General features: G+C 48.4%; 11 protein-coding genes and 1 riboswitch. Of the genes, 7 read left to right on the top strand and 4 right to left on the bottom strand.

Translation table 11 applies throughout. The features are described from left to right. Window positions 1-128: 128 nt before the first annotated feature. The 3 genes from MJO46_RS09275 (at window position 129) to MJO46_RS09265 (ending at window position 3,202) form a co-directional block, all read left to right on the top strand. Entirely contained in the window at window positions 129-1,895 is a 1,767-nt protein-coding gene (locus MJO46_RS09275) for an alkaline phosphatase (protein ID WP_253989061.1), read from the top strand. 288 nt (window positions 1,896-2,183) lie between these two features. Continuing rightward, window positions 2,184-2,750 (top strand): phosphoribosyltransferase, encoded by a 567-nt coding sequence (locus MJO46_RS09270; RefSeq protein WP_028759331.1) that lies wholly within the window; start codon window positions 2,184-2,186, stop codon window positions 2,748-2,750. A 146-nt stretch (window positions 2,751-2,896) separates the two neighbouring features. After that, window positions 2,897-3,202, top strand: a complete 306-nt coding sequence (locus MJO46_RS09265) for a DUF3622 domain-containing protein (RefSeq protein WP_198781008.1) — start codon at window positions 2,897-2,899, stop codon at window positions 3,200-3,202. A gap of 110 nt (window positions 3,203-3,312) precedes the next feature. Here the strand turns inward: MJO46_RS09265 and azu are convergent, their stop codons facing one another. From azu to rihA, 3 genes are all read right to left on the bottom strand, one after another. Beyond that, entirely contained in the window at window positions 3,313-3,789 is a 477-nt protein-coding gene (azu, locus tag MJO46_RS09260) for an azurin (RefSeq protein WP_198781007.1), read from the bottom strand. Window positions 3,790-3,958: 169 nt separating this feature from the next. Next, window positions 3,959-4,870: a ribokinase gene (gene rbsK / locus MJO46_RS09255; protein ID WP_253989060.1), complete on the bottom strand. Its 912-nt coding sequence runs from the start codon at window positions 4,868-4,870 to the stop codon at window positions 3,959-3,961. Between the two features lie 19 nt (window positions 4,871-4,889). Beyond that, window positions 4,890-5,846 (bottom strand): pyrimidine-specific ribonucleoside hydrolase RihA, encoded by a 957-nt coding sequence (gene rihA / locus MJO46_RS09250; protein WP_253989059.1) that lies wholly within the window; start codon window positions 5,844-5,846, stop codon window positions 4,890-4,892. Between the two features lie 217 nt (window positions 5,847-6,063). On the opposite strand from rihA, the gene MJO46_RS09245 reads away from it, so the two are divergent. The 4 genes from MJO46_RS09245 (at window position 6,064) to MJO46_RS09230 (ending at window position 11,855) form a co-directional block, all read left to right on the top strand. Further along, a complete protein-coding gene (locus MJO46_RS09245) occupies window positions 6,064-7,521 on the top strand; it encodes a hypothetical protein (protein ID WP_253989058.1) in 1,458 nt (485 codons plus the stop codon). Window positions 7,522-7,729: 208 nt separating this feature from the next. Further along, window positions 7,730-8,398 (top strand): hypothetical protein, encoded by a 669-nt coding sequence (locus MJO46_RS09240; RefSeq protein ID WP_253989057.1) that lies wholly within the window; start codon window positions 7,730-7,732, stop codon window positions 8,396-8,398. Between the two features lie 150 nt (window positions 8,399-8,548). Continuing rightward, a riboswitch (cobalamin riboswitch) is annotated at window positions 8,549-8,784 on the top strand. A 105-nt stretch (window positions 8,785-8,889) separates the two neighbouring features. Next, window positions 8,890-10,851: a TonB-dependent receptor gene (locus MJO46_RS09235; protein ID WP_253989056.1), complete on the top strand. Its 1,962-nt coding sequence runs from the start codon at window positions 8,890-8,892 to the stop codon at window positions 10,849-10,851. 275 nt (window positions 10,852-11,126) lie between these two features. Further along, on the top strand, window positions 11,127-11,855 hold the full coding sequence (locus MJO46_RS09230) for an HDOD domain-containing protein (RefSeq protein WP_253989055.1): 729 nt from the start codon (window positions 11,127-11,129) through the stop codon (window positions 11,853-11,855). Between the two features lie 59 nt (window positions 11,856-11,914). Here the strand turns inward: MJO46_RS09230 and MJO46_RS09225 are convergent, their stop codons facing one another. After that, window positions 11,915-12,820, bottom strand: coding sequence for a LysR family transcriptional regulator (locus MJO46_RS09225; RefSeq protein ID WP_253989054.1), 906 nt, complete (start codon window positions 12,818-12,820; stop codon window positions 11,915-11,917). Between the last annotated feature and the right edge of the window lie 78 nt (window positions 12,821-12,898).

The raw sequence follows: 12,898 nt of genomic DNA, 5'->3' as shown, positions 1-12,898 counted from the left end.
TTTTTGAATTAAAAGAAATCATAAAAGGCTGACAAAGATGTCACAAATATGTAACAGTGATGTCTCACAATCGGGGCCTCATTAGACCTCATACCAGTGAAGCGAAATCTAACAAGGGAATAATAATAATGAATCGTACTGTGACTCGTCGTGATTTTTTGGCTATGTCGGCCAAAGGTGTTGGTGTTGCTGTGATCTCCTACGGCCTAATGGGCTGTAGCGACAGTAATGATGTGCAATCTGTACCAGCGCAATTTTTGCATGGTATTGCCAGTGGCGATCCCGCTTCTGATGCGGTGATCCTCTGGACTCGTGTTACGCCTGAATCCGAGGGCGATGTGAAGGTGAGTTGGCAAGTGGCAACGGATGCGGCCTTTGCACAATTAGTGACCACTGGGGAGATGGTCACTAACGCAAATCGTGATTATACGGTCAAGATTGATGCCCGTGGTTTACGTGCGGGGAAAAACTATTTCTACCGCTTTATGACGGGCGGTAAAACCTCCGAAGTGGGCAAAACTTGCACATTACCTGAGGGGGAGGTGAGTTCTGTGAAATTGGCCGTGATGTCCTGTGCTAACTTCCCAGCCGGTTATTTTAACGCCTACGAGTTAGCGGCGGCCCAGGATGACTTAGATGCCGTGGTACATCTTGGGGATTACATCTATGAATATGCCCGCGGCGGTTATGCCAGTGAGCACGCCGCCGAATTGGGGCGCGAAGTGTTACCCGCCAATGAACTGCTGTCATTGAGTGATTACCGTACCCGTTATGGGCAATATCGTACAGACACCAGCTTGCAAAAATTGCATGCTAAAGTGCCCTTTATTACCGTATGGGATGATCACGAAGTAGCCAACGATACCTGGCGTGATGGCGCCGAGAACCATAACGAAGGTGAAGGGGATTTCGCCGCCCGTAAAGAAGCGGCACTGCAGGCATACTTTGAGTGGCTGCCGATCCGTCCATGGCGCGAGGGTAACCATGAAGAGATTTACCGCAGCTTCAGTTACGGTAATCTGGTCGATTTGCATATGCTCGATACCCGCGTATTGGCCCGCGATAAGCCCCTCGATTATGCCGATTATATGGATGCCACCACAGGGGCATTCGATGGCGAGCGTTTCCGCACCGATGTGACTTCAACCTCGCGTACTTTGCTCGGTTTGACTCAGCTATTATGGCTGCAGGGCACCCTGTTACAGGCTACGGGGAAATGGCAGGTACTAGGCCAACAAATTTTAATGGGTAAGATGTCCTTACCTGCGGCCATTGCGACCCAGCAGATGAGCATTCCCCAATTTGCCATGTTAGGAGGATTAGCTAAGTTGGCCGCGCGCGCGGCGGCGGGGGACCCAACCCTTACCGCCCAAGAGCTGCAATACCTGCAAGCCAATCAAGCCCTGTTAACACCCGAGGTAATAGCCCTACTGCAATTACCTTCAATCCCATACAATTTAGATGCTTGGGATGGTTACGCCTATGAACGTGAGGTGATTTTAGGCACGGCCAAATCGAAGAATCACAATCTCGTAGTGATTGCGGGTGATACCCATAATGCCTGGGCAAATGAACTTAATGATGTCAATGGCGACACAGTAGGGGTGGAGTTTGCGACCAGTTCAGTCTCTTCACCTGGGCTTGAATATCACTTAAACCTGCCGGCGGAGCAAATTCCGGCGACAGAAGCCGCGATTGTGGAGTTAGTCGCCGATCTTAAGTATGCCAACCTTAAGGATCGCGGCTTTATGACGCTTACTTTCACCGCCGATGCCGTGCGCAGCGATTGGCATTATGTGGATACGATTTTATCTAAGGATTTCCAAGCCGCCACGGCCCGTAGTTATAGCGCTATGACCAAAGCGGGCGAGCATAAAATTACGCCTATCGTCTAATTTCTACTTTGTCTTGCTCCTTCTTGGCCACCTTAGGGTGGCCTTTTTTGTTGATTTTGCCCTTAAAATGCAAAATAAACGGTTGTTACCCCGCAAGTTGTTACTATTACTGCAGCACTGTGGTTTTTTTTGGTATAAAATTCGCTCCCAAAATTCGGCGGCTGCCTACACTTGCTAGGGCTCTTGTGAAGAGCATGCTGTTCTCGTGTTTTGGGCGCCGAACAGATCTATTAGGTAAAGCATTCGCTTTAGTCACCTAAAAATAACTATCACGATGGGGACGGTGTCATGTCAGAAAAGTATTTTGTTACCGCACAGCAACTGCTGGAAGATTCATTTTTATTAGCTTCGCAGGTGTATGAGAGTGGTTTTCGTCCGCAGTTTATCGTCGGCATTTGGCGTGGCGGCGCTCCAATCGGGATCGCAGTTCAAGAGTTTTTCGATTTTAAACAGGTTGAAACCGACCATATTGCCGTGCGCACTTCTTCCTACTACGGTATTGGCACCGACAAACAAAGCAAAGAAATAAAAGTGCATGGTTTGCATTATATCGTTGAAAATGCAAACGCGAGCGATGGTTTATTGATTGTGGATGACGTGTTTGACTCTGGCCGTAGTATCCATGCATTAAAAGAAAAACTCAGCCAACTGATGCGCCTGAATATGCCAACCGATATTCGTATCGCTTGCCCTTATTACAAGCCAAAAAATACCGCAGTGCCTTTAAAGCCTGATTACTATATCCACGCCTCTGAAGATTGGTTAGTGTTCCCCCATGAAGTGACGGGCTTAACCCCCGAAGAAATTGCCGAAGGTAAAGGCGATTTAAAAAATATTCAGCACTTGTTTAAATAGCTCGCCGCGGCAAGCTTAGAATATTTTCATTTGGGCGATCTTTCTGGGCCGAAATCAAGTACACTGCGCTCCTTTTGTTTTATGATGAGCGTTTGGTTCGCTTGATAAGACAAACGTGACAAGCATCATTTAGGAAATAGAGCAGAATGAGCAAGGGCAAAAAATACGATTTTCGCGTGGCACAGGGCGACAACGGTTGGAAAACTGAAATTACCCGTCGCATGACCTCGACCAAAACGGTTGTGTCTAAAAGCCATGATGGTTTTGCAACTGAAGCCGAAGCACAAGCTTGGGGTCAGGCCGAGTTACAAGTGTTTTTAGGCACGCTGGCCGAGCGCAATAAGCGTCGCTCAGAAAAACAAGCTAAGGCAAAATTAGCGGCGGCATTAGCGGCTGAAGCCGCAACCGATGCCGATGATTTTGATGACGAAGACGATATCGACGAAGAATAGTCGTGAGCTGTCACTAATTATCAAACAGAAAAGCCTATCAAACAAAAAAACCTCCATTGGAGGTTTTTTGTTTTTGGTCTTAAAACGGAATCTTTACCCTAATAATCCCATTAGGCCTTTAGCTTAAAACTGCCCTGCATAATTGCCCAATGGCCAGGGAAACTGCAGAAAAATTGGTAAGCTTCCGTCGCGCTCATACCCGCAGTGCTAAACGTCACTGAGGTTGATTCGCCGCCACCCACTAAGGATGTGTGAGCGATAACGCGACTATCATCGGCCTTTACATAGGCAGCATCGGCGCCCGCACTCATACCATCGGTAGCAACGGCAGACATATCAGCGGCTTTGGTTAATACCCAGTTGTGGCCCATGGCGGCTTTTGGCAGGGTGCCTGTGTGGGTTAGCGTGAGTGTCACTTCTTTACAGGTCGCAGGAACAGACAGCTCTTTAGTGTCAAATTGCATAGCGTCTGTCGCGGCAATCTTGAGTTCACATTCGTTAGCACTCGCCTGACTGGCGACGAATAATCCTAGGCCGAGTAGGCTAGCGCTAGTCATATTACGGAAAGTGGTGCTTTTCGCTTTCATCTGATACTTCCTTATTTTGAACAAGGGTAGCCGAACCATTCTGGTTCGACCGTGCGCTTACCAGCATAGGTAATCTTTATTAAATGGGAATGAATTCGGTATGTAAATTATGTATATGCAACTTTCGGATGAAATAGTCAGGGTGCGACAATCTGCCGCACCCATGGTATTAATGCGGAACTTCGCTGCGATAGGGAATGGCACGCTGGGCGCCTTCGCGGGTGACGGTAATTGCGGAGGCGGCGTTGGCGAAGCCGACTGCGGCAGTAATTGACATTCCTTCACTTAAGCCGACAACGAGCGCGCCGTTGAAGGTATCCCCCGCCGCGACTGTATCTATGGCTTGAACGTCAAGGGCAGGGATAAGCCCGGTAAAGCCTGGGCTGCTGATATAGGCACCCCTAGAACCTAAGGTGATCACTACAATACCGACACCTTGCTGGTGGAGTAGCTGCGCGGCTAATTGCGCATCATCGAGGTGGTTGATCTCCACGCCCGTTAAAGCTTCGGCCTCGGTCTCATTGGGGGTGATAATATCAACCCACTTAAGACAATCTTGATGCAATACTGTGGCAGGGGCTGGGTTGAGTATGGTCGTCACCCCAAGTTTTTTCGCCATTTGCAAAGCTTTGACAACAGTGGAGGCTGGGGTTTCTAGTTGCGTGAGCAGGAATTGAGCATTGGCAAACAGAGCATAATGTTGTTCTAAATCATCGGGTAACAGGCTGGCATTGGCTCCAGCGGCAACGCCTATGGTATTTTCACCATTGTCACCGATAAAAATCATGGCAGTGCCTGTGCCCATCGCTGCCTTTTGAGTGATGCCATCGCTCTTTATGCCATCTTGTACCCAGCTTTGACGCATGTCGTTCCCCACGCTGTCTTGGCCTAAATGGCAGATAAAATCGATTTGTGAATGGGGTTGGCTTAAACGTGCACAGGCCACGGCTTGATTGGCTCCTTTGCCACCGTGTTCTAGCCGATACTCGCGGCACATCAAGGTTTGCCCCGGCGCGGGAAGGTATTCAAATTTCATCACATGGTCGGCATTAGCACTGCCGATAACAAGTATCTGGCTCATAGAAGACTCACTGTGGTTTTCATCTGCGATTGAGATAAGTTGCATCATAGACACCTAAACTGTCCACCAGTAAATCGACAAAGCCTTGTCTATCGAGTCCAAATAGCACTGTAGCATTGGCGGCTTTACCCGTGAGCTGATAGCGATCGACCACTGTCATGCCCAGCGTTAACTCGCTTTGGGTTTCAATTCCAACCCAGCAATCTTGGGCTTCAAACAGTTCAGGTTTGAGTAGCCAAGCAATAGTGCAAGGGTCGTGCAATGGTGCGCCAACAAAGCCCCATTTGGGATCCCTGTGGTAAATCATAAAGAAATCCAGCAATTCGGCGACACACTGAGCAATAGGGTTGGGAATGGCGCGAATACGTTCGATATCTTCATCCATGATTTGCGCCTGATGGGTGACATCCAGCCCGCACATGGTAATAGGGATCCCCGATTTAAACACGATATCGGCGGCCTCGGGGTCGACAAAAATATTAAACTCGGCGGCAGGCGTCCAATTGCCCACACCGGTGGCGCCGCCCATTAGCACTATTCGCTCAATCTTGGCGTGCAATTCGTGGTGGCTGGCCAGCAATAGCGCAATATTGGTCAGTGGCCCCGTGGGAATGAGTGTCACAGGCTTTTCACTTTGGCGGATCTTCTGCGCCATCAACTCGACGGCATTGAGTGCTTGCGGCTCAAAACTCTGTGCTGGCAGTGCTGGCCCATCGAGCCCGGTTTCACCGTGTACATTATCTGCAATCATTAATTCCCGGGTTAAGGGTTTAACCGCGCCGCCCGCTACAGGAATATCGCTGCGGTTTAATAGGGTTAAGATCCGCAGTGCATTATTGAGGGTTTTATCCGGTGTTTGATTGCCCGCACTGGTGGTCACGGCCAGAGGTACAAGCTCTGGGTGGGCTAGGGCTAAGATCAGGGCGATAGCATCGTCATGGCCGGGATCGCAATCCAGAATAATATGGCGAGTCATACAGTTACTCCTTTAAACCGTTGGAATGGAGGCTTAGAATAGCACGCTGGCTATCGGCTGCTAGCCTACGCTTGGTTTTTGGGGCAAAGTGTGAGCTTTTTCCGATTTTTATCAATAGGCTGCTACAATAGCCCCGCTTAAATTGTTGCTAAGATAAGTGTTTAGCAACGACAGTTTCCAACAATTATCATTTTCAGCAACGACAGGGAAATAAGTTATGCAGTCTTATCCAATTCCTCGCCCTTTGGCACCCATTTCTCGCCCTTTGGCATTAGTAGCGGCCTTAATCGCCCTGCAATTAACCGCTTGTAGTCAGCCTAAACCCTTAACGGTATTCGAAAATGATAAGGAAGCCTTATTGCAGTTTGATAACGGCAAACTGATCCAATTTAAGGAGAATCCGAGTCCACAGTATCGACATATTCCCTGTGATTTACCCGCCATCGAGACTGTGGTCACCAACAGTTCGGCCTTTGCGGCGTTAACCCAATCCGGTGAGGTGATCACTTGGGGTGATAGCTATGCTGGCGGTGATAGCCGCGAGGTGATGGAGCAGCTTAAGCAAGTTAAGCAAATCGTCCCAGTGAAGGACGGGTTTGCCGCGCTGCGTCAAGATGGCACTGTGGTGTACTGGGGCAATGCTGGGAAATTCAGCCTAGATAAAGCGCTGCAAAACCGCATGACCAATATTACCAAGTTGTTCGCCAATCAAGAGGCCATTGCCGCCCTCGATGCTAACGGCAAAGTACACACTTGGGGTTATGGCCCTTACGGTGGCAATAGCTTACATGTGCAGGATCAATTAGTTGATGTAGTCGATATCTTTGCTAAGGGACGCAGTTTTATTGCTCTCAAAAAAGAAGGTAGTGCTGTGATTTGGGGGCAGGTTGAAGAGTCGACCAATATGAAAAAACTGCTCCCGCAGCTTACTGATGTGGCGAAGATCGAATATTTTCAAAGCACCTATGCCGCCTTAAAAAAGGATGGCTCTGTGGTGAGTTGGGGCTGGCGCAGTGATACCTATCCTATTCGCAGCGCCTTAAAGGATGTGGCGAGTATCACGGCAAACAATTGTGCCTTTGCGATTTTAAGTCCTACGGGGGATGCACATTTTTGGGGTGATGGGATTAACTGTGGTGTCGATTGGATTAAAAAAACCGATATCACAGGGGTAAAAGAGATTATCAGCATCGGCTCAGGCTTTTTATTACTGCGGGATAAGGCCGTGCCGCAAATAGTGGCCGACGATACTGACTACGCTTATATGTTTGGCTTTCACTATGCCCAAGAGATTCTTGATAAATATTGGCAGGAAGGCAGCGTAATTACCCAAGGGCCAGCCTCCTTTGTGTTTACGCGTCCCGATGGCAAAGTGGTACCCGTTGGTTATCGCGCAAACCGTGAAAATGTGGAGAAGTTGATTGCACGTATTCCGCGCCTGACTTGGTTAGGCCGAGGAAATGAGGGTTATGTCGGCATCAGTGAAAAGGGCGAATGGGTATCTTGGTCGATGAATCTGGCAATGTTCGACAAATCGCCCGTACAACCTGCGGACTCCTTAGTGATTAAGCCGCTGGATTTATCCCCCGCTGCCCAGTGTGAAACTCCAGAGCAACGTCAGGCGATTTTGAGCAAGGAAAGGCCGCAGCGTAAAGTGACTTGGTCATTTGATTAAAGCATATTTTAGCTGGGTAAATTTACCGTCACTTCGCTGGTAAATGGCATGTTTCACTGTTATTGTCGGTTTTGCGGTGATTCTTGCTGTTAAAGTTGTATTTAATCTGTGTTTTAACTGTTTTCCCGTTAAATTCTTGGCTAGAATGCAGGATGTTTTCTATTCAATTTCATAATTCGCTCAGGTTAGCGATACAAGGATGATAAATATGAAATTAGCATTGAGTGCTCGGGTGGGTGTAATTCAAGGCATAAGTGTATTGCAGCTCTGTGGTTTAATGGGATCTGAGTCCGCACAAGCGACCTTAGATAAGCCCAGAGGCGAGGATTATGCCTCCCATAGCCACGTATTGCCGGTATTTGGTCAGCAGTTAGGATTTAATCTCCCCAGTGGTTGGAAGCAAGCCCACCATGAAGAGCGTGACGGCGTGTTTATGGCAGAGTTTGTGCCTGAGCTCGAAGCGCTCAACCAATGGAGCACGCTGTTTTGTGTGCAGGGCTTTAAGGGCATGGCCGAAAGCGCCAGCCCCAAGCAGTTTTTAGATGCGATGGCCGAGGCTTACCAAGCCGCCTGTGACGGTGAAGTGGTTTATCAAAAACTGGGTGCTACTCAAGTGGATGGTCACGAAGGCTTTCAGGCCATTCTCGGGTGTACCACAATGCCGCATGTCCATGGCGCGACCCAGTTTAATCCGAGTACCTTTACCTCAAATCCCCAGGGTGAAATTGGTTATTACACTGTGGTAAGTGGTAAAAAAGATTTGTATTTACTGCATAAATCGATGCGTGGCGATGTTTTTTCTGCGGATAAACCACCGCTGCAGGCAGCCAATAGTGCAGACTTTATCTCCGCCCTCGGGCCCTTTTCATTGAAGTAGCTGATACCCCTAGTGCGAGAGTCATAGACTTTCATCCGTATAGACGTCTATAATGCGCGCGCTCAGTGCCTAATGGTGCTGAGCAACACCGCTCTTCAAAGTATGTTTACCTAGCTTGATTGGTAGCTTGATTTGAGAGTGGAAGCAGATTTTTAGTCAACCTTCTGAGGTGCTTGCGTGCTAAGGCCGCGAGATAATCGGGAAGCCAGTGGAATTCTGGCACTGCCCCCGCAACGGTAAATGGTGAGAAACGGCCGCATTGGATAGCGATGTTCAAGATGAACCCTATCGGCTCAATGTGTAAAGGTTGGTTTCGCGTTAGTCCTTCTATTGATTGGATTAATATAGCCTAAGTCCGGAGACCGGCCCTGAAGGTGTTTTTGAGATTTCGGTGGGCAGATCTCAAAATGCGATAGTAGTGTCCGTATTTATACTGGAGCAACGGTATCGTGGCGCCAATGCCCCGTTTTCCTTCTGGAGTTAAAGGTAAAATGGGAACACATCCAACAAAAATCGCGCTGCTGATCGGCAGCCTTTGCAGTTTTTCTGTTATCGCGCCCGCCGTGGCTGCCGATGAAACCAACACAGCCAAAGTCGATGAACATATTGTGGTGATTGGTCGTGCTGATAAGACCCCTTTAAATATTGCCGCCAATGTGAATGTGATTGACGCCGCAGCGATTGAAATGAGTGGCGCCACCAGTGTGACCGATGTTTTACGTGGCCAAAGTGGGATCCAAATTTCCGATAATAATATCGGTACTAGTTTTGCGATGCGTGGTTTTAGTGCGAGCACTGCCGTTAATAACACTTTGATTTTGCTCGATGGTCGCCGCCTAAATAATATCGATATCGCCGCCCCTAGCTTAAATGCAATTCCCCTAAATCTTGTTGAACGGATTGAAATTTTATCCGGCAGTGCGGGTGTGCTCTACGGCGATCAGGCCGTGGGTGGGGTGATCAACATTGTCACTAAATCACCTGAAAATACCGGCGGCAGCGTGCAATTATCCGGCGGTAGCTTTAATACCTACGAAGGCCGCGGCGATGTGTCCGGCGCGATCAACAAGGATTGGCGCTATTTTCTAACCGGTAGCTACAACCAAGGTGACAACTATCGTCAGCATAATGCCAACGAAACCGGCTCGATCCTTGGCCGCATTCAATATAAAACCGCTACCGATTCTTTCTTCGTTGAAACCAGCTATTACGACGATGACCGCGAAAATCCAGGGGCATTGACAGTCGAACAATTCAAATACGACCCACGCCAGTCTTCCAATAAAAGCGAATATGTTCATGAGATGACCACTGCGGCGCGCAGCGGCTATCAGCATCAGCTTAACCAGAACTGGGCGTTCGCGGCAGATCTGGATTACAGCGATACCTTAGTCAGCTCCGTCAATTGGGGCGCGGGTAGCCATAACACCCGATCGCTGTTGGTGTTTAGCCCCAAAGCTTTAGCTAACTACAACACTCGTCAAGGCGAGCTAAACCTAGTGACAGGCTTAGATATCAGCCGTGGTAAGGCCGATTACGATTCTATGGCGCGTAGCAATGTGCAGGACATGCAAAGTGCTTACCTGCAAGCCACTGTGCCATTAAGCCATACCTTAAGTTATGTGGTGGGCGGACGTTATGCGCGGGTGACCGACGAGTTAGTCGATGGCAATGTCTATCCAAATGGCATCGATTTAGATGAAGATGCGACCGCATTCGAGTTGGGGTTAAACTATCGCCCGAGCGCGGAGCACAGATTGTATCTACGCGGTGATGAAAACTTTCGTTTCGCTAAGGTCGATGAGCAAGCCTACACCCCGAAAGATGTGTATGGCCTAAAGCCGCAGACGGGCCGCTCCTATGAGGCGGGTTGGGATTGGACTCTTGCTAGCCAAAGCCTACGCGTCAGCTTATATCGTCTCGATTTAGAAGATGAAATTGTCTTCGATCCGAGCGCCGAAAAGCCTGATGGTGGTAGCTTCCAGGGGGCGAACGTCAATGCCGATGCTTCACGCCGTTATGGCGTGAGTGCCGATTGGGATTGGCAGGTGACTCAAGCGTTGCAGTTAGGGCTGGAATATAACTATATTGATGCCGAATTTACCGACGGCGTGAATGAGGGCAAAGCCCTGTCTTGGGTGGCGGAGCACTCGGGACGCGGTTATCTCAGTATGGATTTTGCCGAGCATTTTCAAGCATTTGCCGAGGCGATTTACACGGGCGAGCGCTTTGTTGAAGGGGATAATGCTAATGAAGGCGATAAACTTGCCAGTTATGTGCTCGGCAATTTAGCCCTTAACTACACCCGTGACGCTTGGTTAGCCAACCTGCGTATCGATAACCTATTTGATAAAGACTATGTCAGTGCTGGCTATTATGCTGGTGGAACATATGATGGCTATTACGCTGGCCGAGGCCGAGATATTCGTTTTACGGTAGGTTACCGTTTCTAAGCGTAAAACTGATATGTACCCTTTTAAAGCCAGACTGAGTCTGGCTTTGTTATTTCTGGTGCCTGCCACAGAGAAAAATCAACATTCAGGGTGTATTCTTTGTCACTTAACCCTATATTTATGAGGGGAAAGCTGCAGCTTGCGTTGTGGATCCACCACTCTTAAGGATTGTCACAATTATTCTGCGACTTAGGGCTGAAATTCTTTGTAGTTTGGGTATGATGTGAGCGGTATTCGAATCATCTTATAGCTAATTAACAGGTGTAAAGTGTCTTATGACAGATCTTGAGCAACAGGTTTTTACTCAAGTGAGAGCCATCATAGCGAATGAAGAGCAAGTGATTGGCCGCCGAGGAATTCTTATTCCGCTCAAAAAGGCGATCCTTGCCGAAGGCGATATTCGTAATGTGATCGATATTATTTCGAGCGATCCGGCATTGTCGGCGCATATGTTGATGCGTAGTAATTCGGCGCAGGCTTCTGGCGTAGTGAATCCTAAATCACGTTCCTTAAAAGATGCCCTAATCCGTTTAGGCCAAGTGAATATCTACCGCTATGCCTTCACGTTTTATTTGAAAGAACGCCTCGATGAATTGCCACAACCCTATAAGAAGTTAGTGCAAGGTTATTGGAAATTAACCGAAAATATCGCCACCGATGCGGTTGATAGTTTAGCCGAAATGAAGGGGATCGATGTCGATCCCGATGAAGTGCAAACCCTAGCGTTATTTAGTGTATTTGGCCAAATTATTGCACTCACCGCCTTTGCCTATTTGAATGCCAGTTCGGAGGAGTCTTTCCCGTTAAGCGTGATTAAGTCTTTGATTGATAACCAGCAGCAAACCTTGACTATCGAAGCTTTTGAGGCCTTAGATCTCGACCAAGATCTGCGCCAAGAGTTTATGATCGCCCATAATTTGCGCCAGACCCGTAATCCAAATTCGCCGGGGTTAATTCTGCGCCGAGTATTGTCAATGCGCGGTTTATTGCTTAATCCGCTGTAAGTTCTTCTGATAATAACAAAGCCTGCAATAGCAGGCTTTTTTGTTATCGATTTCAAAGCTTAATTGGTTTTTTGCTGGCGAGCTAACCCTTCACTTGCCACCAGTTGCAGCCAGTTTTGCACTAAGGCCGAGTTCGCGCTGTGGCGGCGGTAGGCGCCAAATAGTGGGCGTTTTAAGCCTTCTTGCCCCAGTTTGACGGAGGCGAGGCTTAAACCATGCCCTTCGTTGATTGACCAATTGGGCAGGGCGGCGATACCGTCCTTACAGGCGATGCGTTGCAATAACATCATGGTCAAGTCACAGGTCTTTTGCTCACCCGCTTCTACACCTGCGGGTTCTAAGAAGTGGCGGTAAATATCTAAACGCGCCAGTGGTACTGGATAACTGATAATAGGCAAACGCGCTAACTGCTTTGGCGTGACATAGGCTTCTTTCGCTAAGGGATGATCCTTGGCAACTACTAACTTCACTTCAAAATCAAATAAATGCTGATAGGCGAGTGAATGTCCTGGCACGGGATCCGAGGTGAGCACTATATCGAGTTCACCCATTTCTAGGGCATTGAGCGAGTCGAATAGATGGCGGCTGGAAAGATCTAACTCGGCCTGCGGATGATCTCGCCTAAATTGCTCCATCACTGGCATTAACCAGCGAAAACAGCTGTGACATTCAATTCCCACTCTTAGCTGATTGGTTTCGGTCTCCAGCCCATTTTTCAGATCGGTTTCCGTCTCCAACACCTTAGGCAGGATCTCCTCGGCGAGGTGCAACAGGCGTGCGCCTTCTTGGGTAAAGGAGAGGGGTTTACTTTTACGCACAAAAATAGGCGAGTTAATTCGTTGCTCTAACTCCTTAATTTGATGGGAGAGAGCCGATTGGGTGACAAAACGTTTTTTGGCTGCGCCCGCCAAGCTGCCACTTTCCTTCAGGGCCATTAAGGTTCGCAGATGTCTTAGTTCGATCATGATCACTCCAAGTGAATTTCGCTCATGTTGTGCTTGAAATCAATTCGATTGCTGGCATAGAGACTATCACAATAAACT

This window comes from Shewanella sp. KJ2020, assembly GCF_024197625.1.
GTDB lineage: Bacteria > Pseudomonadota > Gammaproteobacteria > Enterobacterales > Shewanellaceae > Shewanella.
Note: the sequence above shows the minus strand (reverse complement) of the source record. Positions and strands in the feature narration are given on the sequence as shown.

Bases quoted from the DNA above. Each gene is read 5' to 3' on its own strand.
- MJO46_RS09240 (WP_253989057.1), top strand. From the start codon at position 7,730: ATGAAATTAGCATTGAGTGCTCGGGTGGGTGTAATTCAAGGCATAAGT.
- rihA (WP_253989059.1), bottom strand. From the start codon at position 5,846: ATGACTCGCCATATTATTCTGGATTGCGATCCCGGCCATGACGATGCT.
- MJO46_RS09275 (WP_253989061.1), top strand. From the start codon at position 129: ATGAATCGTACTGTGACTCGTCGTGATTTTTTGGCTATGTCGGCCAAA.
- MJO46_RS09270 (WP_028759331.1), top strand. From the start codon at position 2,184: ATGTCAGAAAAGTATTTTGTTACCGCACAGCAACTGCTGGAAGATTCA.
- MJO46_RS09225 (WP_253989054.1), bottom strand. From the start codon at position 12,820: ATGATCGAACTAAGACATCTGCGAACCTTAATGGCCCTGAAGGAAAGT.
- rbsK (WP_253989060.1), bottom strand. From the start codon at position 4,870: ATGAGCCAGATACTTGTTATCGGCAGTGCTAATGCCGACCATGTGATG.
- MJO46_RS09265 (WP_198781008.1), top strand. From the start codon at position 2,897: ATGAGCAAGGGCAAAAAATACGATTTTCGCGTGGCACAGGGCGACAAC.
- MJO46_RS09245 (WP_253989058.1), top strand. From the start codon at position 6,064: ATGCAGTCTTATCCAATTCCTCGCCCTTTGGCACCCATTTCTCGCCCT.
- MJO46_RS09230 (WP_253989055.1), top strand. From the start codon at position 11,127: ATGACAGATCTTGAGCAACAGGTTTTTACTCAAGTGAGAGCCATCATA.
- azu (WP_198781007.1), bottom strand. From the start codon at position 3,789: ATGAAAGCGAAAAGCACCACTTTCCGTAATATGACTAGCGCTAGCCTA.
- MJO46_RS09235 (WP_253989056.1), top strand. From the start codon at position 8,890: ATGGGAACACATCCAACAAAAATCGCGCTGCTGATCGGCAGCCTTTGC.